This is a genomic window from Kitasatospora sp. MAP5-34 (assembly GCF_029894335.1).
Lineage (GTDB): Bacteria > Actinomycetota > Actinomycetes > Streptomycetales > Streptomycetaceae > Kitasatospora.
The window spans coordinates 20,290-46,345 of sequence record NZ_JARXZC010000021.1; the positions used below are offsets into that span (position 1 = coordinate 20,290).

The following is a 26,056-nucleotide window of genomic DNA, read 5'->3' on the forward strand; positions in this document are numbered from 1 at the left end:
ATCTGTCTTAGGGGGGAACGCGTGAACACACTGTCGGTCGTCATTCCCGCGCTCAACGAGGCATCAAACCTTCCCGAGGTCATGGCATCCGTGCCGATGGCCGAACTCGCGGAGATGGGTTGGCGCACCGAGGTCGTGGTGGTTGACAACGCGTCAACCGACGGGACGGCGGACGTCGCCCGCTCCCTCGGGGCCCGGGTGGTCTCGCAGCCGGAGCGCGGCTACGGCAACGCCTATCAGGCGGGCTTCGAAGCGGCGACGGGGGACGTGATAGCCACCGGCGACGCGGACTGCACCTACCCGTTCGACGCGCTTCCCGACCTGCTGCGCACGCTGGTCGATCGGGACGTCGAGTTCATGACGACCGATCGGCTGCGCCGCGAGAACCGGGACGCGATGAAGTCCTCGCACTACGTCGCCAACCACGCGCTGAGCGCGCTGAGCCGGAGCCTGTTCCGCAACGGGCTGCGTGACTCGCAGTCGGGTATGTGGATCTTCCGCCGCTACGTGTGGCACGGCATAGACGTCCGCTCCTCCGGGATGGCCTTCTCGCAGGAGATCAAGAACGCCGCGACCCGGGCCGGCTTCCGCTTCCTCGAGGTGCCGATCGAGTACCGGGTGCGCGGCGGCGAGGTGAAGCTGAAGGCGCTGCCGGACGGGATGGGCAACCTCCGTCAGCTGTTCTCGCACCGCCTCCGCCGGAGCGAGGACGCGTCGGCGGCGGTGGTCCCGGCCCAGAGCTACGAGGCCGTATGACCTCGTTGCTCGACGAGCCGGAGCCGCAGGAGCCGCAGCCGGAGCCCGTCCCGGTGACGGACCTGGAGCTGGATCTGGACCCGGACCTGGCTCCGGAGACCGACCCGGAGCCGGAGCCCGTCCCCGTGCCGGAGCCGGCGGCCGGGCCAGGGCGGCGGCGCCGCCGTCCGAGCCCGTCCCGGCGGATCGCGGCGGGGCTGCTGGCCGTCGCGGCCGTGGCTGGCCTCGGCGTGGCCGGGTGGTCGGTGCCGACCGTCCGCAGCCAGCTGCTCCTTTCGTTCACGCAGCAGGACCAGCCCTACGCCGAGCTCTTCTTCACCACCATGCCGACCTTCGACGGCGCCACCGTCTCCGTCCCGGTCTCGGTGACCGACCACGGTGAGGGCGCCAAGGGGTACCAGGTGAAGGTGACGCTAGAATCGCCCAACGGCCAGGTCCTGACCGGCGGCACGGCGAATCTCACCGCGCGTTACGGGGCTCCGGTGTCGACCGTCTTCAAGCTGCAGGCGCCGTCCGAGGTGGCCATGGTGCGGGTGGCCCTGGTGGGCCATCCGCAGACCCTGCACTACAGCTTCGGCAAGCTGCAGCTGCCCGACCACTGAGCGCGAAGCACGAACTCCGCCCGAGCCGCCACTGCCCTGGAAGCCTGATGCGCACCATCCTGCAGGTCACCCCGTACTACCCGCCCCACCTGGGCGGGCTGGAGCGCGTGGTCGAACATCTCTCCAGGCAGCTCGGGCGGCGGCACGAGGTCCGGGTCGTCACCACCGTCCTGGGGGCGGACGGGGCGCCGCGTCGCACCAGCGAGGGCGGGGTGACGGTCCGCCGGCACCGCGCGGTCGAGCTGGCGCACACCGCGATCTCCCCCGGGTTGCCGCTCTCCCTGCTGCGCGCGCCCCGGACGGCCGTCCTGCACCTGCACTGCGCGCACGCCCTGCTGCCGGAGCTGGTCGCGCTCGCCGCGCGGCTGCGGGGGCTGCGGTTCGTCCTGCACTTCCACCTGGACGTCGACGCCTCCGGCCCGCTCGGCCGGCTGCTGCCGCTCTACAAGAAGCACCTCCTCGGGCGGGTGATGCGCGGCGCGGCGGCCGTCATCGCGCTGACCGAGGGCCAGGCCGCCTTCATCCGGGACAGCTACCGGGTGCCCGCCGAGCGGGTGTTCGTCGTCCCGAACGGCGTCGGCGACGACTACTTCATGCCGGTCCGGCAGCCGGCGCCCCGCCCGCTCCAGCTGCTGTTCGTCGGCCGGCTCAGCGCGCAGAAGAACGTGAGCCGGCTGCTGGAGGCGATGAGCCTGGTGCGGCAGCCCGTCCGGCTGCGCATCGTCGGTGACGGCGAGCTGCGCGAGCAGCTCACCGCCCAGGCCGCCCGGCTCGGCCTCACGGACGTCGAGTTCTCCGGTGGTCTGCTGGGCGCGGAGCTGGTCCGCGCCTACGCCGACGCCGACGCCTTCGTGCTGCCCTCGGACAAGGAGGGCATGCCGCTGGTCGTGCTGGAGGCGATGGCGGCGGCGCTGCCGCTGGTGGCGACCGACGTACCCGGCACCGCCGAGCTGATCGGCGGGGTGGGCCTGCTCGCGGCCCCCGAGCCCGCCGCGCTGGCCGCCGCGATCGACACCCTCGCCGCCGACCCGGAGCTGCGCCTGCGGCTCGCCCGGCGCAGTGCCGAGGCGGCCCGGGGCTACTCCTGGGAAGCCGTGTCGGAGTTGGTCGAGCGGGTCTACGACAAGGCCGTCGGATGACGTTGCCGACGCTGGTCCGTGGCCGGTCCGGAGTGCTGCTGGGCACTGCCCTGGCCGAGGTCGTGGTGCTGCTGCCGGGCATGCCCGGCCTGCCGCTGACCCTGGCCGGGCTGTGGCTGCTGTTCGGGGCGCCGGTCGCGGTGTGGCGCGGTACGGCCTCCCGGGCGGTGTCCGGCCGGGACGCCGGGCTGATGCTCGCGATCGGGCTGGCCGTCATCACCGACATGGTGGTCGCGCTGGGGGTGAACACGCTGCTGCCACTGTTCGGCGCGGCCCACCCGCTCACCAGGACGAACCTCGCCGGGGCGATGGCGATGGTGATGATCGTGATCGGCGCGTTCGTCCCCGAGGAGGAGCGCGAGAAGGAGCGCGAGCAGGAGCGGGCGAAGAGGTCGCGCGCCCGCCGCCGCCCACGGGGGCTGATACCCCTGGTCTCGCTCGGCGTACTGACCCTGGTGCTCTCGGTGGCCGGGCCGGTCAGGCTCAACAACGGGCAGAGCGGAGTGGCCAGCACGGTGGCGCTGGTCGCCGTGGCGGGGCTGCTGGCCCTCCTGATGTTCCGTCGCCGCGACTACTCCGTCCCGGTGCTGGAGAGCGGGCTGTACGTCGCGGCCGTCGCGCTGCTGCTGCTGAACTCGCTGCGGGGCTGGACCATCGCCGGGCACGACATCCAGCGCGAGTACGAGTACTTCCGGCTCACGCTCGGCGGATCGCTCTGGAACGTCCAGCTCTACCCGGACGCGTACAACGCCTGTCTGAGCATCACCATCCTGCCGGTCTCACTGGTCCGGCTCACGGCGATCCCCGACATCTACGTCTTCAAGGTCGTCCTCCCGCTGCTGTTCGCGCTCTGCCCGGTGCTGGTGCACCGGTCGGTACGGAACGTCGCTTCGCAGCCGGTGGCCCTCCTGTCGGCGGTCTTCTTCATGGCCTTCCCGACCTTCTTCACCGACATGACCTTCCTCGGCCGGCAGGAGATCGCGTTCCTGCTGATTGGCTGTGTGATGGTGGTGCTGACCGACCGGGGGCGGCCGCTGCTGCACCGCCGGCTGATGGTCAGCGTGCTGCTGGTCGGCTGCGTGCTCTCGCACTACTCGACCACCTACATCGTGGTGGCCACCCTCGGCATCGCCTTCGTGGCCGACCTGATCTGGCGCCTGACCGCCCGGCGGGCCAGCCGACGGCCACGCCGCAAGGGCCTGCACGAGCAGACCCGGGGCTTCGTGACCTGGTGGATGGTCCTGGTGCCGGCCGTGCTGGCCCTGGTCTGGGCCGGGCCGGTCACCAACACCAACGTGCAGCTGCGCACCACCCTCGGCGCGGCCGTGACCCAGCTCCTGCACCCGGGGAAGGGCCATGCCGGGTCGTCGGACACGTCGTACAGCATCTTCGGCGGCGCCAAGGCCAGCCCGGCGGAGCGGATGAACCAGTACCGCGCGGACACGATCACGGCCACCACCGCCCAGCGGGCGGCCGGCGACTACCTGCCGCTGAAGGCGCTCCAGCCGTTCCAGACGCCCGTCGTGGCGCCGCAGAACCAGCCGCTGACCGGCGTCGGCAAGGCGCTCCAGGCCACCGGGCTGAGCGTGTCCGGGCTGAACGGCCTGCTGCGGCAGGGCACCGCGCTGCTGCTCCAGCTGCTGGTACTGGTCGGGTTCGGCGTGGCGATGTGGTCGCGCCGCCGGCGCTTCCAGCCGACCCGGGACCAGGTCACGCTGACGGTCGGTGCCCTCGCCGTGGTGGCGACGTTCACGCTGCTGCCGCAGCTCTCGGTGGACTACAGCGTGCTCCGCGCCTTCCAGCAGGGGCTGTTCTTCTACGCACCGTTCCTCGCGACCGGCGCGCTGTGGCTGCTGCGCTGGGCCGGGCGCAGGACGGTGCCGCTCACCTGTGCCCTGGTGGCGTCGATGTTCCTCGACCTCTCCGGAGTCGTCCCCAAGGTGCTCGGCGGCTACCCGGCCCAGCTCCAGCTCAGCAACGCCGGTCAGTACTACGACATCTACTACCCGCACGACGAGGAACGGGACGCGGCCTTCTGGATCGAACAGCAGATCGCCCCGGACCGGAGGCAGATCCTGCAGACCGACCGCTTCGCCTTCAGCCGCCTGCAGACCCTGATCACCGGTTCGGCGCAGGGTGACATCTACCCGACCCTGATCCGGCCCAACTCGTACGTCCTGCTCGGGGCCACGACCCTGCAGAAGGACGAGGTGACGGTCTTCTACCAGGGTGACCTGATCACCTACCGGTACCCCAAGAACCTGCTGGACACGTCCAAGAACCTGATCTACAGCAGTGAGGGAGCGGTGATCTACCGATGAGCGAGGCTGAGCGTCCGCTCCGCGTCCTGCTGGTCAGCCACTACTACCCGCCGCACGTCGGCGGGATCGAGAACGTGGTCCGCCAGGAGGCGGTGCATCTCACCGCCCGGGGCGTCGAGGTGACCGTCCTCACCAGCGGCGAGTCCGGCAGCGTCCGGGACGAGGAGGGCGTGCGGGTCGTCCGGATCGCCGCCTGGAACGGTGTCGAACGGGCCGGTGTGCCGTTCCCCGTGCCCGGGCCGCAGCTGCTGACCGCCGCGCTGCGCTGGGCCCGCCGGGCCGACGTGGTGCACCTGCACGACTGCCTGTACCTGACCTCCTGGGCGGCCGGGCTGGCGGCGCTGCTGACCCGCACCCCGCAGTTCGTCACCCAGCACGTGGCGATGGTGGAGCACCCGTCCGGGCTGGTCCGCGCGGTCCAGCGGATCGTCTACGGGGTGGCCGGCCGGGCCCTGCTGCGCCGGGCCCGCCGGGTGTTCACGCTGAACGCCTCCGTCACCGGGTTCGTCCGGGGCCTCGGCGCCCGCCCGGCGCGGCTCGGCCATCTGCCGAACGGTGTGGACACCGCGCTGTTCCGGCCCGCCGCCTCCGCCGAGGAGCGCGACCTCGCCCGCGAGCGCTTCGGCCTGCCCCCGGACCGCCCGCTGGTGCTCTTCGTCGGCCGGCTGGTGCCGAAGAAGGGCTACGACCTGCTGCTGGCCGCCCATGACGCCGACGCCTTCGACCTGGTCTTCGCCGGTGACGGCGACGTCGAGGCGCTGGCCGGCCGTCCCGGCGTGCACGCGCTCGGCCCGCTGCCGCCCGAGGCGCTCGCCGAGGTGTACCGCGCCTGCGACGTCTTCGCGCTGCCGTCCACCGCCGAGGGCTTCCCGCTGTCGGTCCAGGAGGCGATGGCCTCGGGGCTGCCCGTGCTGACCACGGACGACCCGGGCTACGCGCCGTACGAGCTGGACCGCTCGCTGGTCGCGCTGACGGCCCGGGACGCCGGGGTGCTGCGCGGCACCCTCGCCGGGCTGGTCGGCGACGCCGGCCGGCTCGCGGAGATGCGCCGCTACTCGCTGGCGTACGCCACGACCAGGTTCTCCTGGCCGGACCACGCCGACACGCTCGTCCGGCACTACCGGGACCCGGTATGACCCGGGGCAGACACGCGCGCCCCCCGGATCAGGTGTACCGCAGCTCCTTCTTCCTGCTGGCGTCCTCGGTGACCACGGCCGGCCTGGGCTTCCTGTTCTGGGTCGTCGTCGCGCGGCTGTACACGCCCGGCGAGGTGGGCCTGGCGACCTCGCTGATCTCGGCGACCTCGCTGCTCGCCTACCTGAGCATGTTTGGGCTGAACAGCACGCTGGTCCGCTTCCCGGCCCCCGAGGAGTCCCGCAACGGGCAGCTCACCCAGTCGATCGTGCTGGTCGGCGGTGTCGCGTTCCTCGCGGGCGTGCTCTATCTGCTCGGCCTGCCGCTCTACGGCCCGAAGCTGCTCTTCGTGCGGGACCACCTGCTGGGGGAGGCCGCCTTCGTGCTGTTCTGCGTCTGCGCGGCCGCGAACATGCTGACCGACTCGGTCTTCATCGGCGCGCGCCTGCCGCAGTACAACGTGCTGGTCGACGGGCTGCTCCAGGGGATCGCCAAGCTCGCGCTGCCGGTCGGGCTGGCCGGCTTCGGAGCCTTCGGCATCCTGACGTCGGTCGGCGGCGGGTACGCGGTGGCGCTGGTCGCCTCGCTGCTCCTGATGCGGAGCCGGCTCGGCTTCCGGTTCGACTTCCGGACCAGGGGCACCCGGATGCGCGAGAACCTCGGGTTTTCGGCGGCGAGCTACGTCTCCAGCCTGCTCAACCTGTTGCCACTGCTGGTGATCCCGCTGATCCTGCTGCAACGGCTGGGCACGGCCGAGGCGGGCTACTACTACGTCGCCTTCCAGATCGCCAGCCTGCTGCACGCGGTGTCGGCGGCCGTCGGCGAGGCGGTCTTCGCCGAGGTCTCCTCCGACGAGTCGCGGTTCGGCGAGCTGCTCCGGCGCTCGGCCGTCATCCTGACCGCCGTGCAGGTGCCGGCGGTCGCCGTGGTCGCGCTGGGCAGCGGGCTGCTGCTGCGGATCTTCGGGGGCGCCTACGAGTCCCGGGCGCAGGGTGTGCTGGTGGTGCTCGCCGTGGGGGCCCTGGCCGTCGCGCTCAACACCTGGGCGAGCTTCGCGCTGAAACTGGCCGGGCAGATGACCCACCTGATCCTCAGCAACGTCCTCGTCGCCGTCGTCGCCATCGGCCTGGCGGCCGTCTGGGCACCCCGTGGCCTGGTGTGGGTGGGCTGGGCCTGGGGCGTCGGCAACCTCGTGTCGGGGGTGTACGCCGCGATCGCCCTGCTGGGCGGCCGTGCGGTGGTGGCGCGTCGGCCGGGCGCGCCGCAGCTCGGCCGGGCCGGGGCAAGTCCTGTTCGACCAGGGAGTCTGTCGTAGTGAACATCGTTGTCGTCAACGCGTACGTCCGGGGGAACGCCGGTGACGCCGCGCTCCTGTCGGTCTGTCTGCGGCACATCCGGGAGGCGTTCCCGGGGGCCCGGGTAGAGGTCGCCGGGATGGAGGACGCCACCGTCCACCCCTCCTTCGAGGGAGCGGCCAACCTCGGCTCCATCCGCCGTTATGTCGCCGACGGCGAGGTTTCGCGGCTCCGCCGCATCGTGCGCCGGCTCGCGGCGGCCCAGATCGCCGTGGCCTACCTGGTCCTGCCGGTGTTCACCCGGTCACTGCTGCTACGGCTGCTGCCCGCCGAGGCCCGCCGGGAGGCCGCCGCAGTCCTCGACGCGGACCTGGTGGTCTCCATGGGCGGCGGCTACCTGCTGGCCCGGCCCGGGCTGGACGGCTACCAGAACATCTTCTTCGTGCTGCTGCCGGTACTGCTGGCCCAGCTGACGGCGACACCGGTGGTGTTCGCGCCGCAGTCCTTCGGGCCGTTCCCCGCCAGGTCGCAGCGCTGGCTGGTCCGCCGCACGCTGCACCGGGCCGCCCTGGTGCTGGCCCGCGAGGACGTGAGCGTCAACGAGCTGAGGGACTGCGGCCTGCCGGAGCGGCAGATCCGGCGGGCGGTCGACGCCGGCTTCGCCTTCGCACCGAGCCCCTCCACCGACTGGCGTGCCCTGCTCGGCCTAGACCGGGAGCAGCCCCTGGTGGGGGTCACCGCGCGCCGCTGGCTCGACCGGGCGGGCCAGGACCGCTACGAGCGGGCCCTCGCCGAGACGATCGACACGATCCAGGCGGACGGCGTCCGGGTGGTCCTGATACCGCAGGTGAGCACCGACTACCTCGGCGACGACGACCGGATCGTCGAGAGCCGGATAGCGGCCCACTGCACCAGCGTCCCGCTCCGGGTCGACGACCGGGTCGACTACCGGGAGATCAAGAGCCTCTACGACGAGTGCACCTTCCTGATCGGCACCCGCTTCCACTCGGTGATCTTCTCGCTCACCGGTGGCGTGCCCTGCATCGCGATCGAGTACGAGCACAAGACCCGGGGCATCATGGCCGACCTCGGCCTGGCTGAGTGGGTGCTCCCGATCGCGGAGGTGACGTACGCCCGGCTGATGGAGCGGGTGACCGCTCTCCAGGCCGGCGAGGAGGAGTACCGGGCCGTGCTCCAGCAGCGCGTCCCCGCCTACGTCGGCGACGCGGAGCGCTTCCCGGACCTCCTCCGGACGGCGGTGGCCGCCGGACGTGAGGTGGTCGAGGCCGGGGCGGCGACATGAGCGCCCGCCGGACGGTGGCGGTGGTCGCGCCGTACTACCCGCCCAAGATCGGTGGGGTGGAGAGCTACGCGGCCCGGATCGCCGCCGCCCTCGCCGCCGCGCCCGATCTCCGGCCGGTGGTCATCACCACCCGCCCGGACGGGCTCCGCACCACGGTCTCCACCGAGGACGGGGTCCAGGTCGTCCGGCTCGGCGCGTGGCTGCGGCTGTCGAACACGCCGCTCAGCCCGCTCTGGCCGGTCCAGCTGCGCTACTGGCTGCGCCGGACGGGGGCCGAGGTGGTGAACGCCCACGCGCCGGTGCCCGGCCTCGGGGATCTCGCCGTCGCGATGTCCGGCCGGCGGCCCGTCGTGCTCACCTACCACGCCGGTTCGATGCACAAGGGCGAGCCGGGCAGCGGCGCGGCGGACCGCGTCATCGGCCTGTACGAACGGCACCTGCTGCCCCGGGTCTTCCGCCGGGCCCGGCGCCTGGTCGCGGTGTCCCCGGTCTCGCTGGCGGCCGGCCGCCCGCACGCCGTGGAGATCACTCCGGGGGTGGACACCGACCGCTTCACCCCGGGGGAGCCGGCCTCGGGCCGCCCCCGGACCGTCCTCTACGTCGGACGGATGGACCGCACCTCGGCCTGGAAGGGCGTCGACGTGCTGGTCCGGGCCTTCGCCGAGCTGGCCGAGCTGCCCGGCGCCAGGCTGCGCCTGGTGGGCGGCGGCGACGCGGTGCCCGACCATCTCGCGCTCGCCGGGCGGCTGGGGGTCGCCGACCGCGTCGACGCCGTGGGCGAGCTGACCGGCGATGCGCTGGTCGCCGAGGTCCGGACGGCCGCGCTGCTGGTGCTGCCCTCCCGTACCGAGGCCGAGTCCTTCGGGATGGCCCTGGTCGAGGCGATGGCCTGCGGTACTCCGGTGGTCGGCTCCGAAGTGGGCGGGATCCCGCACGTGATCACGGACGGTGAGACCGGGCTGCTGGTCCCCCCGGGCGACCCGGGCGCACTGGCCACGGCCTGTCGCCGGGTCCTGGAGGACGGCGGTCTGGCGGACCGGCTGGCCGGGGCGGGGCGGCGCCGGGCGGTGGAACGCTATGCCTGGGACGGGCTGATGGCGCGCTACCTCAGCCTGTTCCGGTCGGCGTAGCGGCCTGCGAGGGGTGCCGCTGCTCGTAGGCGGAGATGGCATCCTTCCACGCCTGGAGCGCGGGCTTCGGCGTGCCGTCGTAGTGCCGGAGGCCGTAGAACAGCGACCGGTGCTGGCGGTCCTTGTCCGTCCCGGCGTCCTGGTCGGCGAACCAGAACACCGCGCCGACATGCGGGTTGGCCGCTGCGGCGGGCACCGTGTCGGCGGCGATCTTCGCCTGGTACGCCTCGGACACGTGGGTGGTGTCCGCCGTGATCGACGTCCCGTCCGTGGCGCTGCCGGGCCCGTCGGTCGGTGCCCCGGTCTCGGTGAGCCAGATCGGCAGGTTCGGCGTGCCGTTGGCGGCCAGCACCCCGACCAGGTTGTCCTTGGTGCTGCTGATCTGCTCCATCGCCGTCCCGAAGTCGGTCTTGGCGCTCGGCAGGTACGGGTACGTGTACGGGTGGTAGCTGATCGCGTCCACCACCTTGTTGGCGCCCAGCTGGCACACGGCGGCCAGGAACTCGGACTGGGACACGTACCCGCTGGACGGGTCGGTGCCCACCGCCGCGAGCCCGCCCATCAGGATGAACGCCTTCGGGTCCGCCGCGCGCAGCGCCTGGCTGGTGGCGGTGAGCAACTCGGTGTACCCGGCCGGGTCCGGCTTGGGCGCCCAGAACGGCAGGTTCGGCTCGTTCCAGATCTCCCAGGTGTGCACGCCCATCGGCGCGTACCGCTGGGCGGTGGCCTTGGCGAACGCGGCGAAGGCCGCCGGTCTGGCCGGCGGGCAGGACGGGTCATTGCCGCAGCCGGGCTTGCGGGCCCACCCCGGGGTGTAGGCGATGGTCGCCAGCACCTGCAGCTTGCGGGTGTCGGCGGCCTTGACGATCCGGTCGAAGCGCTGCCACTCGTAGTGGGTGGCGTTGTCCGGCTGGATGTTGTTCCAGGACAGGTCGACCCGCACCCACTTCGCACCGGAGTTGACCGCGTCGTCGAGCCCGACCGCCAGATCCTGGTCCGACTTCCAGGTGAGGCTGTCGCCGTAGGCGATGCCGATCCGCAGCTGGTCGGCCGACCCGGCCGCGCCCGCCGTCCCGGAGGCGGAGGGCGCCGGGTGACTCGGCGAGGGGGACCGGGAGGGCTGGGACGGGGAGGAGGAGGACGGGAACGAACCGGCCAGGATCGTCGCCAGCAGTGACACCACGAAGGCGATCAGCGCCACCACCAGCCGCTGACGTTTGCTCGGTTGCATGCGCCACAGCCTAGTCAGGGGGGCCGATGGCTCGTTCGAGTGGCGTCCCCCGCATCCCCTTTGTCCTGAATTGACTGACCGTCAGCCGCCTCGGGTGCCGGACGGCGGATTCGGTAATTGATTTTGGAGCGGGAGAGCACCCGAGGCACAATCCGGGCATGGGACACGTCGAGATTTCGCACCTTGAGTACTACCTGCCGGACGGGCGGGTGCTGTTCGACGACGCGTCCTTCCGGGTCGGCGAGGGCTCCGCCGTCGCGCTGGTCGGCGCCAACGGCGCCGGCAAGACCACCCTGCTGCGCATGATCGCGGGGGACACCCAGCCGCACGGTGGCACCGTCACGGTCACCGGCGGGCTCGGCGTGATGCGCCAGTTCGTCGGCACCACCGGCAGGGAGGACCAGCGAGAGACGCCCGGGGCGCTGGCGCCCGACGCCTCCGTCCGCGACCTGCTGGTCTCCGTCGCCCCGCCCCGGATAGCGGTGGCCGCGCGGGCCGTCGACGCCGCCGAGCTGGCGATGATGGCCCAGGACGACGAGAAGTCGCAGATGGCGTACGCGCAGGCGCTCTCCGACTGGGCGGACGTCGGCGGCTACGAGTACGAGACCACCTGGGACGTCTGCACCATGGCGGCGCTCGGGATGCCCTTCGACCGGGCCCAGTTCCGGGGCCTGAACACGCTCTCCGGCGGTGAGCAGAAGCGGCTCGTCCTGGAGGCGCTGCTGCGCGGCCCCGACGAGGTGCTGCTGCTCGACGAGCCGGACAACTACCTGGACGTCCCGGGCAAGCGCTGGCTGGAGGAGGCCATCAAGGCCACCTCGAAGACCGTGCTGTTCATCTCGCACGACCGCGAGCTGCTCTCCCGCTCCGCCGACAAGATCATCAGTGTCGAGTCGGGCTTCGGGGGCGGCGGCAGCAGCGTCTGGGTGCACGGCGGCGGTTTCGAGTCCTTCCACGCGGCCCGCAAGGAGCGCTTCGCCCGCTTCGAGGAGCTCGGCCGGCGCTGGGACGAGGAGCACGCCAAGCTCAAGAAGCTGGTGGTCACCCTGCGCCAGGCGGCCTCGATCAGCCATGCGCTGGCCACCCGCTACGCCGCCGCGCAGACCCGGCTGAAGAAGTTCGAGGAGGCCGGCCGCCCGGAGGAGCCCCCGCGCGAGCAGTCCATCAGCATGCGCCTCAAGGGCGGCCGGACGGGCGTCCGCGCGTTCACCCTGGAGAAGCTGGAGCTCTCCGGCCTGATGAAGCCCTTCGACCTGGAGGTCTTCTACGGCGAGCGGGTCGCGGTGCTCGGCTCCAACGGCTCCGGCAAGTCGCACTTCCTGCGGATGCTGGCGGGCGACACCTCCGTCGCCCACGGCGGCAGCTGGAAGCTCGGCGCCCGGGTCGTCCCCGGCCACTTCCGGCAGACCCACGCCCACCCCGAGCTGTTCGGCCGGACCGTCCGGTCGATCGTCGAGGAGGAGCACGCGCTCGACCGCAAGGCCGCGATGGGCGTGCTGCGCCGGTACGAGCTGGACAAGCAGGAGGAGCAGAAGTTCGAGTCGCTCTCCGGCGGCCAGCAGGCCCGGCTGATGATCCTCAAGCTGGAGCTCTCCGGTGTCACCGCGCTGCTGCTGGACGAGCCGACGGACAACCTCGACCTGGAGAGCGCGGAGGCGCTGCAGGAGGGCCTGGAGGCGTTCGACGGCACGGTGCTGTGCGTGACGCACGACCGCTGGTTCGCCCGCACCTTCGACCGCTTCCTGGTCTTCGGCTCGGACGGCAGGGTCTACGAAGCACCCGAGCCGGTCTGGGACGAAGCCCGGGTCGTACGTGACCGGTGACGTGATCGGACGTGATCGCTGACGTCGCCGGAGGCGGCCCGGGAGGCGTCGTCGCGGACGTCACCGCCGACCGTTTTTGACCCTCACCGTCCGGCCCGGTAGGCTGGGCGCTTGTTGTGCGTATTGGCTCGCTCCATCTCACGTGAGAGGTCGGTACGCCGGAGACACCAGGCCGATGACCAGCGGCTCCCCCTTGGATTGCGTCCTAAGCGGGACCAGGCTGATCTCTTCGCCAGGTGCTCCTGTCAGGACTCACTCACTGAAAAGCGAAGGCTACGACCGTGCGTACGTACAGCCCCAAGCCCGGCGACGTCACCCGTCAGTGGTACGTCATCGACGCGCAAGACGTCGTGCTCGGCCGCCTGGCTTCCCAGGCCGCCAACCTCCTCCGGGGCAAGCACAAGGCGATCTACGCGCCGCACATGGACATGGGTGACTTCGTCGTCATCATCAACGCCGACAAGGTGCACCTGTCCGGTAACAAGAAGAACCAGAAGATGGCCTACCGCCACTCCGGTTTCCCGGGCGGTCTCCGCTCGGTGCGCTACGACAAGCTCATGGACGAGAACCCCGAGAAGGCCGTCGAGAAGGCCATCAAGGGCATGATCCCCAAGAACACTCTGGGTCGCCAGATGCTCTCGAAGCTGAAGGTCTACTCGGGCGATGTGCACCCCCACGCTGCCCAGCAGCCGGTGCCGTTCGAGATCACCCAGGTCGCGCAGTAATTCCGGCCACAAGCCCCCCCATCACTGAGAAGCTGAGGAACACCGTGGCCGAGACTGCCATTGAGACCCCCCTCGAGGTTGAGGTCGACTTCGTCGACGAGAACGTCGAGGAGTACACCTCGGAGGAGCCTTACACCTCCGAGTCGCTTGCCGGTCGCTTCGGCGAGGCCATCCCCGGCGCCGGCCTCGGCCGTCGCAAGGAGGCGATCGCCCGCGTGCGGATCGTCCCGGGCACCGGCAAGTGGAAGATCAACGGTCGCACCCTGGAGAACTACTTCCCCAACAAGGTGCACCAGCAGACCGTCAACGAGCCGTTCAAGCTCCTTGAGCTCGACGGCCGTTACGACGTTGTCGCCCGCATCTCGGGTGGCGGCGTCTCCGGTCAGGCCTACGCGCTGCGCCTCGGCGTGGCCCGCGCCCTGAACGAGGCCGACGTGGACAACAACCGCGCCGCCCTCAAGAAGGCTGGTTTCCTGATGCGTGACGCGCGTGCCGTCGAGCGCAAGAAGGCCGGTCTCAAGAAGGCCCGTAAGGCCCCGCAGTACAGCAAGCGCTAAGCACCTCCGCCGGGGGGCGTACCATCTGCGATGGTTCGCACCCCCGTTGGGTGCAGTCGTACGCCCCGGAGCACCCCGTGTGCTCCGGGGCGTCGTGCTTTCTCTTCCCGCGCGCCGGTGCGGAGGCCGGGAAGACAGTGGAACATTTGGTACTGGGCGGCATGACGGAGGACCAGGCTGTGGGACGACTCTTCGGTACTGATGGCGTACGTGGTGTGGCCAACGAGGGCCTGACCGCCGAACTGGCACTCGGCCTCTCGGTGGCCGCCTCGCACGTGCTCGGCGACGCCGGGGCTTTCGACGGGCACCGCCCGGTCGCGGTGGTCGGCCGCGACCCGCGCGCGTCCGGGGAGTTCCTGGAGGCCGCCGTGATCGCCGGCCTGGCGAGCGCGGGTGTCGACGTGCTGAAGGTCGGCGTGCTGCCGACCCCGGCCGTGGCGTATCTCACGGGCGCGCTCGGCGCGGACTTCGGCGTGATGCTCTCCGCCAGCCACAACGCGATGCCCGACAACGGCATCAAGTTCCTGGCACGCGGCGGGCACAAGCTGGACGACGCCATCGAGGACGCCATCGAGGCGCACTACCAGCGCTACGGCGTCGGCGGCGAGGACTGGAAGCGCCCCACCGGCGCGGCCGTCGGCCGGGTCCGCCAGTACACCGAGGGCTTCGACCGGTACGTCGCCCACCTGGTCGCCGTGCTGCCGAACCGGCTGGACGGGGTCAAGGTCGTCATCGACGGCGCGCACGGCGCCGCCGCCCGGGTCGCCCCCGAGGCGTTCGCCCGGGCCGGTGCCGAGGTGGTCTACACCCTGGGCGCCGAGCCCAACGGCCTCAACATCAACGACGGCGTCGGCTCCACCCACCTGGACAAGCTGCGGGTCGCGATGCGCGAGCACAAGGCCGACCTCGGCATCGCCCTCGACGGCGACGCCGACCGCTGCCTGGCCGCCGACGCCGAGGGCGAGGAGGTGGACGGCGACCAGATCCTCGCCATCCTCGCCGTCGCCATGCGCGAGGCCGGCACCCTGCGCCGCAACACCGCCGTCGCCACCGTGATGTCCAACCTGGGCTTCAAGCTGGCCATGGAGCGCGAGGGCATCGAGCTCGTGCAGACCTCGGTCGGCGACCGGTACGTGCTGGAGGAGATGAAGCAGCACGGCTTCGCCCTCGGCGGCGAGCAGTCCGGCCACGTCATCCTGCTCGACCACGCGACCACCGGTGACGGCACGCTGACCGGTCTGATGCTGGGCGCGCGGCTGGCCGCCACCAAGCAGCCGCTGGCCGACCTGGCCTCGGTGATGACCCGGCTGCCGCAGCTGCTGATCAACGTCAAGGGCGTCGACAAGAGCCGGGTCACCAGCTGCGTCGAGCTCCAGGCCGCAGTGGCCGAGGCCGAGGCCGAGCTGGGCGCCACCGGGCGCGTGCTGCTGCGGTCGTCCGGCACCGAGCCGCTGGTCCGCGTGATGGTCGAGGCCGCCGACCAGGTCCAGGCGAAGGCCGTCGCGGAGCGGCTCGCCGAGGCGGTACGTACGCACCTCGGGTAAGCGACAACAGGGGCGCGGGGAACTGCGCGAAATCGGAAGTGACGGCGCCGCACCTTCCGCTTCGCGCAGTTCCCCGCGCCCCTGTTGTTACCCGTCAGAGTTTGCGAAGAAGAGCTCTGCGGACCTTGTGGTCGGCGCCCTTCTGGAGGATGAGCGTGGCCCGGCCGCGGTTGGGGAGGACGTTCTCGACCAGGTTGGGCTTGTTGATGGTGCGCCAGACCTGGCGGCCGTACTCCATCGCTTCCTCCTCCGGGACTTCGGTGAAGCGGCGGAAGTAGGAGCTCGGGTCCTGGAACGCGGTGTCCCGGAGCTTCTTGAAGCGGTCGAGGTACCAGCGCTCGATGTCGTCCGTGCGTGCGTCCACGTAGATGGAGAAGTCGAAGTAGTCGGCGACCGCGAGCCTGGTCCGGCCGTCGGTGCCGGGCAGGGCGGGCTGCAGGACGTTCAGGCCCTCGACGATCAGGATGTCGGGCCGCTCCACGACGAGCCGCTCGTCCGGGACGATGTCGTAGACCAGGTGCGAGTAGACGGGCGCGGAGACCCGCTCCTTGCCCGCCTTCACGTCGGCGACGAACCGCATCAGTGCCCGGCGGTCGTACGACTCGGGGAAGCCCTTCCTGGCCATCAGGCCGCGTCGCCGTAGTTCCGCGTTGGGCAGCAGGAAGCCGTCCGTGGTGACCAGCTCGACCCGGGGGTGTTCCGGCCAGCGGGCCAGCAGGGCCTTCAGCAGGCGGGCGGTGGTCGACTTGCCGACCGCGACGGACCCGGCCACGCCGATCACGAACGGCGTCCGGACCTGCTCGGTGTCCTGCTTGTCCAGGAAGGTGCCGACGGCGCCGCGCAGCTCGTGCGTGGCGTGGATGTACAGGTTCAGCAGCCGCGAGAGCGGGAGGTACACGTCCCGGACCTCGTCCAGGTCGAGTGCTGTGCCCAGACCACGCAGCCGTTCGACCTCCTCGGCCGAGAGCGGCAGAGGAGTACGTTCGCGCAGGGCGCTCCACTCGGCCCGGCTCAGATCCACGTACGGGGAGGGGGTGGGCGTGGAGGGGGCGCCCCGCGTACAGAGTTCGGTCAGCACATGCTCCATTGTGGGCCGTCCCGGGCGGTGTGGATGCTGTGGTGTCGGTCACTAGGCGTCGCGACCGGCGTGACCAGGGTGATCCCGGGCCCCGCTTATGCTGACTCACATGTGCGGAATCGTTGGATATGTGGGCTCAGCTACAGCCCTGGACGTAGTAATCGCAGGCCTGCAGCGGCTGGAGTACCGGGGCTACGACTCCGCCGGGGTCGCTGTACAGACGCGGGGTGCCGACGGGCAGTGGAGCCTCGCCACCGACAAGCGGGCGGGCAAGCTCGCCAACCTGCAGAAGTCGCTCGCCGAAACCCCTCTCCCCGGCGGCACCACCGGCATCGGCCACACCCGCTGGGCCACCCACGGCGGCCCGACGGACGCCAACGCCCACCCTCACCTGGACGACACCCAGCGGGTCGCGGTCGTGCACAACGGCATCATCGAGAACTTCGCCCAGCTGCGCGCGGACATCGCCGAGCGCGGCCACACGCTGCGCTCGGAGACCGACACGGAGGTCGTCGCCCACCTGCTGGGCGAGGCGTACGAGGGTGACCTCGCCGAGGCGATGCGGATCGTCTGCCGCCAGCTGGACGGCGCGTTCACTCTGGTCGCGGTGCACGCGGACGCCCCCGACGTGGTGGTCGGCGCGCGCCGGAACTCGCCGCTGGTGGTCGGGCGCGGCGAGGGCGAGAACTTCCTCGCCTCGGACGTGGCCGCCTTCATCGCGTACACCCGCGAGGCCGTCGAGCTGGGCCAGGACCAGGTGGTCGAGCTGCGCCGCGAGGGTGTGACCGTCACCAACTTCGACGGCAGCCCCGCCGAGGTGCGCGAGTACCACGTGGACTGGGACGCCTCGGCCGCCGAGAAGGGCGGCTACGACTACTTCATGCTCAAGGAGATCGCCGAGCAGCCGAAGGCCGTCGCCGACACCCTGCTCGGCCGGATCGGCACCGACGGGCGCCTCACCCTGGACGAGCTGCGGATCTCCGACTCGGCGCTGCGCGAGGTCGACAAGGTCGTCATCATCGCCTGCGGCACCGCGTTCCACGCGGGCATGATCGCCAAGTACGCGATCGAGCACTGGACCCGCATCCCCTGCGAGGTCGAGGTCGCGAGCGAGTTCCGCTACCGGGACCCGATCCTGGACGGCCGCACGCTGGTCATCGCGATCTCGCAGTCCGGCGAGACCATGGACACCCTGATGGCCCTGCGGCACGCCCGCGAGCAGGGCGCCAAGGTGCTGGCGATCTGCAACACCAACGGCTCGACCATCCCGCGCGAGTCGGACGCGGTGCTCTACACCCACGCCGGCCCCGAGGTCGCGGTCGCGTCCACCAAGGCGTTCCTGACCCAGCTGGTGGCCTGCTACCTGGTGGCGCTGTACCTGGGCCAGGTGCGCGGCACCAAGTGGGGCGACGAGATCCTCGCCGTCATCAAGGAGCTGGGCGACGCGCCCGAGCACATCGAGCAGGTCCTGGAGACCATGGAGCCGGTGCGGGAGCTGGCGCGTTCGCTGGCCGACGCCAAGTCGGTGCTGTTCCTCGGCCGCCACGTGGGCTTCCCGGTCGCGCTGGAGGGTGCGCTCAAGCTCAAGGAGCTGGCGTACATGCACGCCGAGGGCTTCGCGGCGGGCGAGCTCAAGCACGGCCCGATCGCGCTGATCGAGGAGGGCCTGCCGGTCGTCGTGGTCGTCCCGTCCCCGCGTGGCCGGTCGATCCTGCACGACAAGATCGTCTCCAACATCCAGGAGATCCGGGCCCGTGGCGCCCGGACCATCGTGATCGCGGAGGAGGGTGACGAGGCCGTCGTCCCGTACGCCGACCACCTGATCCGGATCCCCGCCACCTCGACGCTGCTGCAGCCGCTGGTGTCGACCGTCCCGCTCCAGGTCTTCGCCTGCGAGCTGGCCACGGCCAAGGGCCACGAGGTGGACCAGCCGCGCAACCTGGCGAAGTCCGTCACGGTGGAGTAGTCCCGACGGCACCGGCCCCTTGCGCTTACTGCAGGGGGCCGGTGTCCAGGGCGAAGGAGAACGGCGCGGGCAGGTCGAGCGGCTTGCCGAAGGGCACCTGGGAGTGAGCCCGGTAGTCACCCTCCGCCGGGTCGGTGAACAGGGTGACGCTCCTGTCGCTGCGGTCGATCAGCAGATAGCAGGGGATCTTGGCGGCGGCATAACCGCGTCGCTTGGCTTCGCGGTCCTTGGTCGGGTTGCTGGACGTGATCTCGAAGACCAGGAGAACTCCGGTCGGGTCCGCCCAGGAGTCGGCATCCTCGAAGTGCCCGACCGGGCTGATCGTGCCGTCCGGGATGTAGTGGCCGCGCGGCACGGCCAGGCCCTTGTTGCCGGCGAGGTCCAGTTCGACCGCCGACTTGCGCATGAACTGCCTGTTGATCAGCGCGAAGACCGTCTCGTGCGATCCGCTCGGCGGTGGGGTCACGACGATCTCCCCTTCGATCAGCTCGGCCTTGAAGCCTGCTGGGGTGTCCAACTCCAGAAACGACTGGAGGATCTGCTCCTCCTCGGAGTACAGGGGCTGTTCGACAGCTGGCATGGCGACCATGGCCCTTCTCCCTCCTTGGGTCTGTACGCGCAACACGGTAGGTGCGCGGACGGACGCAGGCGGGCGATCGAATGGGTTCTCACTCGAAAGTGTGCCGTAAGGTCCCCGGCAGCAGGGGCGTGTCGCGAGGGAGTTGCAGAGTGATCATCGGGGTCGGGATCGACGTGGCCGGGATCGAGCGGTTCGGGGCCGCGCTGGAGCGGACGCCCGGGATGGCCGACCGGCTGTTCACCGAAGCCGAGCTGTACCTGCCGTCCGGGGCGCGGCGGGGGACCGCCTCGCTCGCGGCGCGCTTCGCCGCGAAGGAGGCGCTGGCCAAGGCGCTCTGCGCGCCCCCCGGCCTGCGGTGGACGGACGCCGAGGTGCACACCGAGGAGTCCGGCCGGCCGGTGCTGCGGGTGAGCGGGACGGTCGCGGCGCGCGCCGCCGAACTGGGCGTCACCTCGTGGCACGTATCGCTCAGCCACGACGCGGGCGTAGCGTCGGCCGTGGTGATCGCCGAAGGCTGAGCCCCGGGAGGGTGTCGTGCGCCACGCACACACGGTTGAGCAGGTACGGGCCGCCGAGGCCGAGCTGATGGCCCGACTGCCCGAGGGCACGCTGATGCAGCGCGCCGCCGCCGGGCTCGCCGCGACCTGTGCCCGGCTGCTGCCGAGGGTGTACGGGAGTCGCGTCCTGGTGCTGGCCGGCAGCGGGGACAACGGTGGCGACGCGCTGTACGCGGGGGCCCGACTGGCCCGGCGTGGTGCTTCCGTGCGGGCCGTGCTGCTCGCGCCCGGGCGGGTGCATGCCGGGGGGCTGGCCGCGCTGCTGGCGGCGGGCGGCCGGGTGACGGACGATCAGGGGGAGTTCGGCCGGGCCGATCTGGTGCTGGACGGGATCGTCGGCATCGGCGGCCGGGGCGGCCTGCGGCCGGAGGCGCAGCCGTACGCGGCGATGGCGCGCCGGGGCCCGGTGGTCGCGGTGGACGTGCCCAGCGGGGTCGACCCGGACACCGGCGAGGTGAGCGGGGTGGCGCTGCGCGCCGACGTCACGGTGGTGTTCGGCACCTACAAGCCCGGGCTGCTGGTCGACCCCGGGGCGTCGTACGCGGGCGTGGTGCACCTGGCGGACCTCGGGCTGACACTGCCCGACGCGCCGGTACGGGCCTTGCAACACGCCGACCTGGTCGCGCTGCTGCCCACCCCCTCCGCCGAGAGCGACAAGTACCGGCGCGGGGTGGTCGGGATCGCCGCCGGTTCGGCGCGCTACCCGGGCGCAGCGCTGCTGGCGGTGGCGGGTGCGCTGCGGGGTGGCGCGGGTGCCGTGCGGTACGCGGGTACGGCCGCCGAGGAGGTGGTACGGCGCTTCCCGGAGGCGCTGGTGACCGGTGCTGGTCCGGCGGCGGCCGGGCGGGTGCAGGCGTGGGTGGTCGGCCCGGGCGGCGGGGAGGGCGCGGCCCAGGCGCTGGCGGAGGCCCTGGCGAGCCCCGTACCGGTCCTGGTGGACGCCGACGGCCTGACCGAACTGGCCAGGCTCGGCCCCGCCGCGCTGGCCGGCCGCACCGCGCCGACCCTGCTCACCCCCCACACCGGCGAGGCCGCCCGGCTGCTCGCGGGCGCCACCGGCGAGGCGCCGCCCGCCGCCGACGACCTCGCCGCCACCCGGCTGGCGACCGCCCGGCGGCTCGCCGCCGCGTACGGCGCGACGGTGCTGCTCAAGGGCTCGACCACGGTGATCGCCACCCCCAGGGGCGCGGCCCGGGTCAACCCGACCGGCACCCCCTGGCTGGCAACGGCGGGCAGCGGCGACGTCCTGGCCGGGCTGGCGGGATCCCTGCTCGCGGCCGGCCTCGACCCGCTGGACGCGGCCGCTGTGGCGGCGTACCTGCACGGGCTGGCGGGCCGGGAGGCCGCGGCCGGCGGGGTCCCTGCCACTGCGCTGGATGTGGCCGACGCACTTACCACTGCGTGGCGCACCGTACAGGGATGAACGTACCCACGGGCGCACGGGGAACTGTGCGGCCAGGGCTCTACGGAGGTGCAGGGTTGATCGCGCAGTTCCTCGCGCCCCTGATGTGGTTGCCCGTTCGCAGGGGAGCTCTGCGGGTCTGGGAGACTGATACGCGATGACAACTGCGAACACGACCGGGACGGCCACCCTCACCGACGGGGTCCGCGCCGAGGCGACCATCGACCTGGCCGCCCTGCGGGGGAATCTCGCCGCGCTGCGGGAGCGTACCGACGGCCCTGAGCTGATGGCCGTGGTCAAGGCGGACGCCTATGGCCACGGTGCGGTCCGGTGTGCCCGGGAGGCGGTCGCGGCCGGGGTGACGTGGCTCGGTACCGCCACGCCGGAGGAGGCGCTCGCGCTGCGCGCGGCCGGGATCGGCCCCGAGCAGGCCCGGGTGCTGTGCTGGCTGTGGACGCCGGGCGGGCCCTGGCGGCAGGCGCTGCGGGCCGGGATCGACGTCTCGGTCAGCGCGCTCTGGGCCCTCGACGAGCTGCTCGCCGCCGTCCGCGAGACCGGCGTGCCGGGCCGGGTGCACCTGAAGGCCGACACCGGCCTCGGCCGCAACGGCTGCCAGCCGCACGACTGGCCCGAGCTGGTGGCGGCCGCCCTGCGCGCGCAGGCCGAGGGGCTGGTCCAGGTGGTCGGCCTCTGGTCGCACTTCGCCGCCGCCGACGAGCCCGGGCACCCGTCCGTCCAGGCCCAGCTGGACGGCTTCGCAGCCGCCCTCGGGTACGCCGAGCGGGCCGGGGTCCGGCCCGAGGTGCGGCATCTCGCCAACTCCCCGGCGACGCTGCTGCTCCCGCAGTCCCACTACGACCTCTGCCGTACCGGGCTCGCGATGTACGGGCTCTCGCCCGTCCCCGAGGTCGGCGCCCCGGCGGACTTCGGGCTGCGCCCGGTGATGTCGCTGGCGGCCCGGCTGGCGCTGGTCAAGACCGTGCCCGGCGGGCACGGCGTCAGCTACGGCCACCACTACACGACCCCCGGTGAGACCACGCTCGCCCTGGTCCCCGTCGGCTACGCGGACGGTATCCCGCGCCACGCCAGCGGCACCGGGCCGGTCCGGATCGCGGGCAAGTGGCGGACGATCGCGGGCCGGGTCGCGATGGACCAGTTCGTCGTGGACCTCGGCGGTGACACGCCCGCCGTCGGCGAGGAGGCGCTGCTGTTCGGCAACGGCGAGAACGGCGAGCCGACGGCCGAGGACTGGGGCCGGGCCTGCGGCACCATCGCGTACGAGATCGTCACCCGGATCGGGGCCCGGGTGCCCCGCCGATACGTGGGTGGCTACCAGGCATGAGCGAGTCCGTCGGCAACCCGGTCGGCAGCAGCCCCGCCACCGGCGGTCCGGTCGGCGCCGTCGCGCGGGCGGCGGAGAACGCGTCGGCGGGGGTGAGCCGGGCCGGGCTGATCGGGATCTCGGTCGGCGTGGTCGCCGCCGGTGCCGCCGCCGGGGTGGCGATCGAGCGGCTGACGGTCGGGCGGACGATGCGCCGCCGGGCCCGCGAGGAGCTGGACGCCGCCACCCCGTACGGTTCGCTGCGCGGCCGGCCGCGTACGGTCGCCGCGCCCGACGGCACCGAGCTCTACGTCGAGCTGGACGGCACCGCGAAGCCCGCCCCGGCGCCGGCACCCGTACCCGATCCCGAGGAGCGGCGGGGCTGGTTCACCCGGTGGCTGGGCGAGACTCCGGCCCCGGTGGCCACCGCCGACAGCCCACCCGCCCCGCCGCTCACGGTGGTCTTCTGCCACGGCTACTGCCTCAGCCAGGACAGCTGGCACTTCCAGCGAGCCGCCCTGCGCGAGAGCGTGGGCGAGGGCGTGCGGCTGGTCTTCTGGGACCAGCGCAGCCACGGCCGCTCGGAGCGCTCGCGCACGTACCTGGCGGGGGAACCCGCCGGGATCGACCAGCTGGGCGGTGACCTCAAGGCCGTCCTCGACGCCGTCGCGCCCGAGGGACCGCTCGTGCTGGTGGGCCACTCGATGGGCGGCATGACGGTGATGGCGCTGGCCGACCAGCACCCCGAACTCTTCCGCGAGCGGGTCGCCGGGGTGGCGCTGGTCGGCACGCTGGCGGGCGGCTGGAACTCCGTCACCCTCGGCCTGCCCGCCGTCGGCGCCAAGCTGCTCCGCCGGGTCGCCCCCGGCGTGGTGAAGCTGCTCGGCCGCCAGGTCGAGCTGGTGGAGGCGACCAGACGGCTGGGGACCGACCTCACCGGCGTCTTCTACCGCCGGTTCTCGTTCGGTACGAAGGACGTGGACCCGGGCGTCGCGCGCTTCGCCGAGCAGCTGCTCGACGCCACCCCGATCGACGTGGTCGCCGAGTTCTACCCGGCCTTCGCCACCCACGAGAAGACCGCCGCGCTGGCCACCCTGACGGGCATCCCGACCCTCGTCCTGGCCGGCACCAGGGACCTGCTCACCCCGCCCGAGTACAGCGAGGCGATCGCCAGGGCGCTGCCCGACGCCGAGCTGGTCCTCATCCAGGACGCGGGCCACCTGGTGATGCTGGAGTGCCCCGACCTGGTCGACCAGCGGCTCGCGGCCCTGCTGCTGCGCGCCGCCGGGTACGCGGGCGCGGCGCCGCTCCCGCAGGCCGTACGGGACCTGGCGGGCTCGCCGGTGGCACCGGAAGCACCCTTCGACGTATGACCCACCTCCGAAAGGACACCGAGACCCCGATGGGTTCGCAGACCACCGTCACCGTCGCCACGCCCGAGCGGATGAACCGGCTCGGCCGGGAGCTCGCCGCGCTGCTGCGCCCGGGCGACCTGGTGCTGCTCTCCGGCGAGCTGGGCGCGGGCAAGACCACGCTGACCCGGGGCCTGGGGGTGGGGCTCGGGGTGCGCGGCGCGGTGACCTCGCCGACCTTCGTGATCGCGCGGGTGCACCCGTCGCTGACCGGTGGGCCCGCGCTCGTGCACGTGGACGCGTACCGCCTGGGCGGCGGGCTGGACGAGATGGAGGACCTCGACCTGGACGTCTCGCTGCCGGAGTCGGTGGTGGTGGTTGAGTGGGGCGAGGGCAAGGTCGAGCAGTTGAGCGACGACCGCCTGGAGGTTCGGATCGAGCGGGCGATCGGCGGCACGGCCGAGGACGACTCCGACCCGCGCCAGGTGACGCTGTCCGGCCTCGGGGCACGGTGGGACGGCGTCGATCTCACCGGAATGAGTGAAGTCTGACCTCGCCACCGGCAGGTTTCCGACAGTCTGTCGGCAAGGTGTTGCGGGTGGGTGTCCCGGCGTGATGGGATGGGCGCTGCGGTTAGGTATGCCTAACTAGGGAGGCGCCATGTCGAGCACCACCCCCACTGCGGACACTCCGCAGCAGCGGGCCACCGAGCCCGGCCGTCCGGCCGCGGAGCCCGGCCCGCCCGCCGGAGCGCCCGTACGCGCCGTACTGGCCGCCTGCGCGGCGGCCACCGCCGTGTCCACCCCGCCGGAGCCCGTCGGGGCACGGCAAGCGGCTTAGCCCGCTACGGGATGACCGTCACCCGGGTGCCGTTCGGGGCGAAGTCCCAGAGGGACTGGCCGTCGGTGCGGCCGGAGCGGATGCCGCCGGTCTTCTTCTGGGCCGGGTCGGGCTGGGTCGCGTCCGGGGAGGGCGCCGGGGTCGGTGTGTCGACGGCGGCGCTGAACCCGAAGACCGTACCGCTCTGCTGGGCGAACCGGACCACGTGCTCGATCTGCAGGCCGTCGGTGCCGGTGCCCGCCGCCGTGCGGCTGTAGACGGTGTAGGTGCCGGGTAGTGGCCCGACCGTGCCCGGGGTGACCTTGAAGGAGCTCTGCACCGGCGGGGTCTTCTTCGGGTCGACCAGCCAGACCTGGTGCAGGCCGGTGGAGTAGACCACCCGTCGGCCGCTGCCGGACGCGGCGGGCAGTGCGACGGCGGCGGGGCTCGGGCCGGCCGTGGGGGAGGCGGTGGTGGCGGGGGCGCTCGCCACGGGTTTGGCGGCGGCCGGGCGGGTCACGGCGCCGTTGGCCTGGAAGGCCAGCAGGCTCACCGCCGCCAGGGCTCCGACGGTCAGGCCGGTGACCACCACTCCAGGACGCGTCTTCACCACGTGCGCTCCCTCTGTCGGCTCCTGCTGTTGCCTGTCGGCTCCTGCTGTGCCGCCCATCGTGCCAGGTCCGTCAGGCCCAGCCGGACCGATCCGGACGTGTGTTCCGGACCAGTACGAAATGCCGACCCGCGCGACCCTCTAACCTGGACACGTGCTGCTGCTCGCGTTCGATACCGCCACCCCCGCCGTCACCGCCGCCGTCCACGACGGCTCGGGCGTCCTCGCCGAGTCGTACGAGGTCGACGCCAGACGGCACGGGGAGCTGCTCCTGCCCACCATCGACGACGTGCTGCGCGCGGCGGGGGTCGACAAGCGCGAGCTGACCGGCATCGCCGTCGGCGTCGGCCCCGGCCCGTACACCGGCCTGCGGGTCGGCCTGGTCACCGCCGCCGCGCTCGGCCACGCCCTCGGGCTGCCCGTGTACGGCGTCTGCACCCTCGACGCGATCGCCCACCAGGCCCGGACGGAGGGTCTCGCCGGACCGTTCACCGTCGCCACCGACGCGCGGCGCAAGGAGGTCTACTGGGCCTCGTACGACGCGGACGGCCGCCGCGTCACCGGACCGGCCGTGGACCGGCCCGCCGAGCTGACGCCCGAGCCGCGGTCCGTCGGCGCCGGTGCGCTGCTGTACCCGGACAGCTTCCCCGGCGCGCGCGGCCCCGAGCACGTGTCGGCCGGCGCGCTCGCCGACTTCGCCGCCACCGAGCTGGCCGCCGGGCGGGAGCTGCTGCCGAACGTCCCGCTCTACCTGCGCCGCCCCGACGCCCAGGTGCCCGCAGGCTACAAGGCGGTGCTGCCGGCGTGAGCA

Annotated in this window: 24 protein-coding genes; 20 read left to right on the forward strand and 4 right to left on the reverse strand. The window is 72.4% G+C overall.

From position 1 onward, the window contains the following. The first annotated feature begins 21 nt into the window (after positions 1-21). Genes P3T29_RS18485 through P3T29_RS18520 form a run of 8 tightly spaced genes read left to right on the forward strand, consistent with a single transcriptional unit; the run spans position 22 to position 9,680 of the window. Positions 22-756 (forward strand): glycosyltransferase family 2 protein, encoded by a 735-nt coding sequence (locus P3T29_RS18485; protein WP_280717600.1) that lies wholly within the window; start codon positions 22-24, stop codon positions 754-756. Continuing rightward, a complete protein-coding gene (locus tag P3T29_RS18490; protein ID WP_280717601.1) occupies positions 753-1,358 on the forward strand; it encodes a hypothetical protein in 606 nt (201 codons plus the stop codon). The genes P3T29_RS18485 and P3T29_RS18490 overlap by 4 nt, the downstream gene beginning before the upstream one ends. Before the next feature lie 47 nt (positions 1,359-1,405). After that, complete coding sequence (locus tag P3T29_RS18495) at positions 1,406-2,497, forward strand: glycosyltransferase family 4 protein (RefSeq protein WP_280717602.1); 1,092 nt, start codon at positions 1,406-1,408, stop codon at positions 2,495-2,497. Then, entirely contained in the window at positions 2,494-4,818 is a 2,325-nt protein-coding gene (locus P3T29_RS18500; protein WP_280717603.1) for a DUF2206 domain-containing protein, read from the forward strand. Before P3T29_RS18495 ends, P3T29_RS18500 begins: the two co-directional genes overlap by 4 nt. Beyond that, a complete protein-coding gene (locus tag P3T29_RS18505) occupies positions 4,815-5,954 on the forward strand; it encodes a glycosyltransferase family 4 protein (RefSeq protein ID WP_280717604.1) in 1,140 nt (379 codons plus the stop codon). The genes P3T29_RS18500 and P3T29_RS18505 overlap by 4 nt, the downstream gene beginning before the upstream one ends. A gap of 32 nt (positions 5,955-5,986) precedes the next feature. Beyond that, positions 5,987-7,267 (forward strand): oligosaccharide flippase family protein, encoded by a 1,281-nt coding sequence (locus P3T29_RS18510; protein ID WP_280717605.1) that lies wholly within the window; start codon positions 5,987-5,989, stop codon positions 7,265-7,267. Further along, on the forward strand, positions 7,267-8,550 hold the full coding sequence (locus tag P3T29_RS18515) for a polysaccharide pyruvyl transferase family protein (RefSeq protein WP_280717606.1): 1,284 nt from the start codon (positions 7,267-7,269) through the stop codon (positions 8,548-8,550). The genes P3T29_RS18510 and P3T29_RS18515 overlap by 1 nt, the downstream gene beginning before the upstream one ends. Further along, positions 8,547-9,680, forward strand: a complete 1,134-nt coding sequence (locus P3T29_RS18520) for a glycosyltransferase family 4 protein (protein WP_280717607.1) — start codon at positions 8,547-8,549, stop codon at positions 9,678-9,680. The genes P3T29_RS18515 and P3T29_RS18520 overlap by 4 nt, the downstream gene beginning before the upstream one ends. On the opposite strand, the gene P3T29_RS18525 is transcribed toward P3T29_RS18520, so the two are convergent. Next, a complete protein-coding gene (locus P3T29_RS18525; RefSeq protein ID WP_280717608.1) occupies positions 9,658-10,911 on the reverse strand; it encodes a cellulase family glycosylhydrolase in 1,254 nt (417 codons plus the stop codon). The two genes, P3T29_RS18520 and P3T29_RS18525, sit on opposite strands and share 23 nt — an antisense overlap. Before the next feature lie 158 nt (positions 10,912-11,069). Between P3T29_RS18525 and P3T29_RS18530 the strand changes: the two genes are divergently transcribed. From P3T29_RS18530 to glmM, 4 genes are all read left to right on the forward strand, one after another. Further along, the gene (locus P3T29_RS18530; RefSeq protein ID WP_280717609.1) at positions 11,070-12,734 is read left to right on the forward strand and encodes an ATP-binding cassette domain-containing protein; all 1,665 of its coding nucleotides are present in this window, start codon (positions 11,070-11,072) and stop codon (positions 12,732-12,734) included. Between the two features lie 281 nt (positions 12,735-13,015). Further along, positions 13,016-13,459, forward strand: coding sequence for a 50S ribosomal protein L13 (rplM, locus tag P3T29_RS18535; protein WP_280717610.1), 444 nt, complete (start codon positions 13,016-13,018; stop codon positions 13,457-13,459). Between the two features lie 44 nt (positions 13,460-13,503). Continuing rightward, on the forward strand, positions 13,504-14,016 hold the full coding sequence (rpsI, locus tag P3T29_RS18540; RefSeq protein ID WP_280717611.1) for a 30S ribosomal protein S9: 513 nt from the start codon (positions 13,504-13,506) through the stop codon (positions 14,014-14,016). A 179-nt stretch (positions 14,017-14,195) separates the two neighbouring features. Continuing rightward, positions 14,196-15,560 (forward strand): phosphoglucosamine mutase, encoded by a 1,365-nt coding sequence (glmM, locus tag P3T29_RS18545; RefSeq protein ID WP_280717680.1) that lies wholly within the window; start codon positions 14,196-14,198, stop codon positions 15,558-15,560. A 94-nt stretch (positions 15,561-15,654) separates the two neighbouring features. Here glmM and coaA read toward each other — a convergent pair whose 3' ends face one another. After that, positions 15,655-16,647, reverse strand: a complete 993-nt coding sequence (gene coaA / locus P3T29_RS18550; RefSeq protein ID WP_280717612.1) for a type I pantothenate kinase — start codon at positions 16,645-16,647, stop codon at positions 15,655-15,657. A gap of 100 nt (positions 16,648-16,747) precedes the next feature. Between coaA and glmS the strand changes: the two genes are divergently transcribed. Then, a complete protein-coding gene (gene glmS / locus P3T29_RS18555; RefSeq protein ID WP_280717613.1) occupies positions 16,748-18,604 on the forward strand; it encodes a glutamine--fructose-6-phosphate transaminase (isomerizing) in 1,857 nt (618 codons plus the stop codon). Between the two features lie 25 nt (positions 18,605-18,629). Here glmS and P3T29_RS18560 read toward each other — a convergent pair whose 3' ends face one another. Then, positions 18,630-19,193: a Uma2 family endonuclease gene (locus P3T29_RS18560; protein ID WP_280717614.1), complete on the reverse strand. Its 564-nt coding sequence runs from the start codon at positions 19,191-19,193 to the stop codon at positions 18,630-18,632. Between the two features lie 140 nt (positions 19,194-19,333). On the opposite strand from P3T29_RS18560, the gene P3T29_RS18565 reads away from it, so the two are divergent. The 6 genes from P3T29_RS18565 (at position 19,334) to P3T29_RS18590 (ending at position 24,656) form a co-directional block, all read left to right on the forward strand. Continuing rightward, positions 19,334-19,702, forward strand: a complete 369-nt coding sequence (locus tag P3T29_RS18565) for a holo-ACP synthase (protein WP_280717615.1) — start codon at positions 19,334-19,336, stop codon at positions 19,700-19,702. A 16-nt stretch (positions 19,703-19,718) separates the two neighbouring features. Next, on the forward strand, positions 19,719-21,164 hold the full coding sequence (locus P3T29_RS18570) for an NAD(P)H-hydrate dehydratase (protein ID WP_280717616.1): 1,446 nt from the start codon (positions 19,719-19,721) through the stop codon (positions 21,162-21,164). A gap of 136 nt (positions 21,165-21,300) precedes the next feature. Continuing rightward, positions 21,301-22,485: an alanine racemase gene (gene alr / locus P3T29_RS18575; RefSeq protein ID WP_280717617.1), complete on the forward strand. Its 1,185-nt coding sequence runs from the start codon at positions 21,301-21,303 to the stop codon at positions 22,483-22,485. Continuing rightward, a complete protein-coding gene (locus P3T29_RS18580) occupies positions 22,482-23,837 on the forward strand; it encodes an alpha/beta hydrolase (protein WP_280717618.1) in 1,356 nt (451 codons plus the stop codon). The genes alr and P3T29_RS18580 overlap by 4 nt, the downstream gene beginning before the upstream one ends. After that, the gene (gene tsaE, locus P3T29_RS18585; RefSeq protein ID WP_280717619.1) at positions 23,834-24,367 is read left to right on the forward strand and encodes a tRNA (adenosine(37)-N6)-threonylcarbamoyltransferase complex ATPase subunit type 1 TsaE; all 534 of its coding nucleotides are present in this window, start codon (positions 23,834-23,836) and stop codon (positions 24,365-24,367) included. The genes P3T29_RS18580 and tsaE overlap by 4 nt, the downstream gene beginning before the upstream one ends. A gap of 109 nt (positions 24,368-24,476) precedes the next feature. Beyond that, positions 24,477-24,656 (forward strand): hypothetical protein, encoded by a 180-nt coding sequence (locus P3T29_RS18590; RefSeq protein ID WP_280717620.1) that lies wholly within the window; start codon positions 24,477-24,479, stop codon positions 24,654-24,656. Positions 24,657-24,660: 4 nt separating this feature from the next. On the opposite strand, the gene P3T29_RS18595 is transcribed toward P3T29_RS18590, so the two are convergent. Continuing rightward, positions 24,661-25,245 (reverse strand): hypothetical protein, encoded by a 585-nt coding sequence (locus P3T29_RS18595; protein ID WP_280717621.1) that lies wholly within the window; start codon positions 25,243-25,245, stop codon positions 24,661-24,663. 154 nt (positions 25,246-25,399) lie between these two features. Between P3T29_RS18595 and tsaB the strand changes: the two genes are divergently transcribed. After that, a complete protein-coding gene (gene tsaB, locus P3T29_RS18600) occupies positions 25,400-26,053 on the forward strand; it encodes a tRNA (adenosine(37)-N6)-threonylcarbamoyltransferase complex dimerization subunit type 1 TsaB (protein WP_280717622.1) in 654 nt (217 codons plus the stop codon). The last annotated feature ends 3 nt before the right edge of the window (positions 26,054-26,056 follow it).

Bases quoted from the DNA above. Each gene is read 5' to 3' on its own strand.
- P3T29_RS18500 (WP_280717603.1), top strand. From the start codon at position 2,494: ATGACGTTGCCGACGCTGGTCCGTGGCCGGTCCGGAGTGCTGCTGGGC.
- P3T29_RS18530 (WP_280717609.1), top strand. From the start codon at position 11,070: ATGGGACACGTCGAGATTTCGCACCTTGAGTACTACCTGCCGGACGGG.
- alr (WP_280717617.1), top strand. From the start codon at position 21,301: ATGACAACTGCGAACACGACCGGGACGGCCACCCTCACCGACGGGGTC.
- glmS (WP_280717613.1), top strand. From the start codon at position 16,748: ATGTGCGGAATCGTTGGATATGTGGGCTCAGCTACAGCCCTGGACGTA.
- P3T29_RS18520 (WP_280717607.1), top strand. From the start codon at position 8,547: ATGAGCGCCCGCCGGACGGTGGCGGTGGTCGCGCCGTACTACCCGCCC.
- P3T29_RS18525 (WP_280717608.1), bottom strand. From the start codon at position 10,911: ATGCAACCGAGCAAACGTCAGCGGCTGGTGGTGGCGCTGATCGCCTTC.
- P3T29_RS18560 (WP_280717614.1), bottom strand. From the start codon at position 19,193: ATGGTCGCCATGCCAGCTGTCGAACAGCCCCTGTACTCCGAGGAGGAG.
- tsaE (WP_280717619.1), top strand. From the start codon at position 23,834: ATGACCCACCTCCGAAAGGACACCGAGACCCCGATGGGTTCGCAGACC.
- P3T29_RS18590 (WP_280717620.1), top strand. From the start codon at position 24,477: ATGTCGAGCACCACCCCCACTGCGGACACTCCGCAGCAGCGGGCCACC.
- P3T29_RS18505 (WP_280717604.1), top strand. From the start codon at position 4,815: ATGAGCGAGGCTGAGCGTCCGCTCCGCGTCCTGCTGGTCAGCCACTAC.
- P3T29_RS18490 (WP_280717601.1), top strand. From the start codon at position 753: ATGACCTCGTTGCTCGACGAGCCGGAGCCGCAGGAGCCGCAGCCGGAG.
- coaA (WP_280717612.1), bottom strand. From the start codon at position 16,647: ATGGAGCATGTGCTGACCGAACTCTGTACGCGGGGCGCCCCCTCCACG.
- P3T29_RS18580 (WP_280717618.1), top strand. From the start codon at position 22,482: ATGAGCGAGTCCGTCGGCAACCCGGTCGGCAGCAGCCCCGCCACCGGC.
- P3T29_RS18495 (WP_280717602.1), top strand. From the start codon at position 1,406: ATGCGCACCATCCTGCAGGTCACCCCGTACTACCCGCCCCACCTGGGC.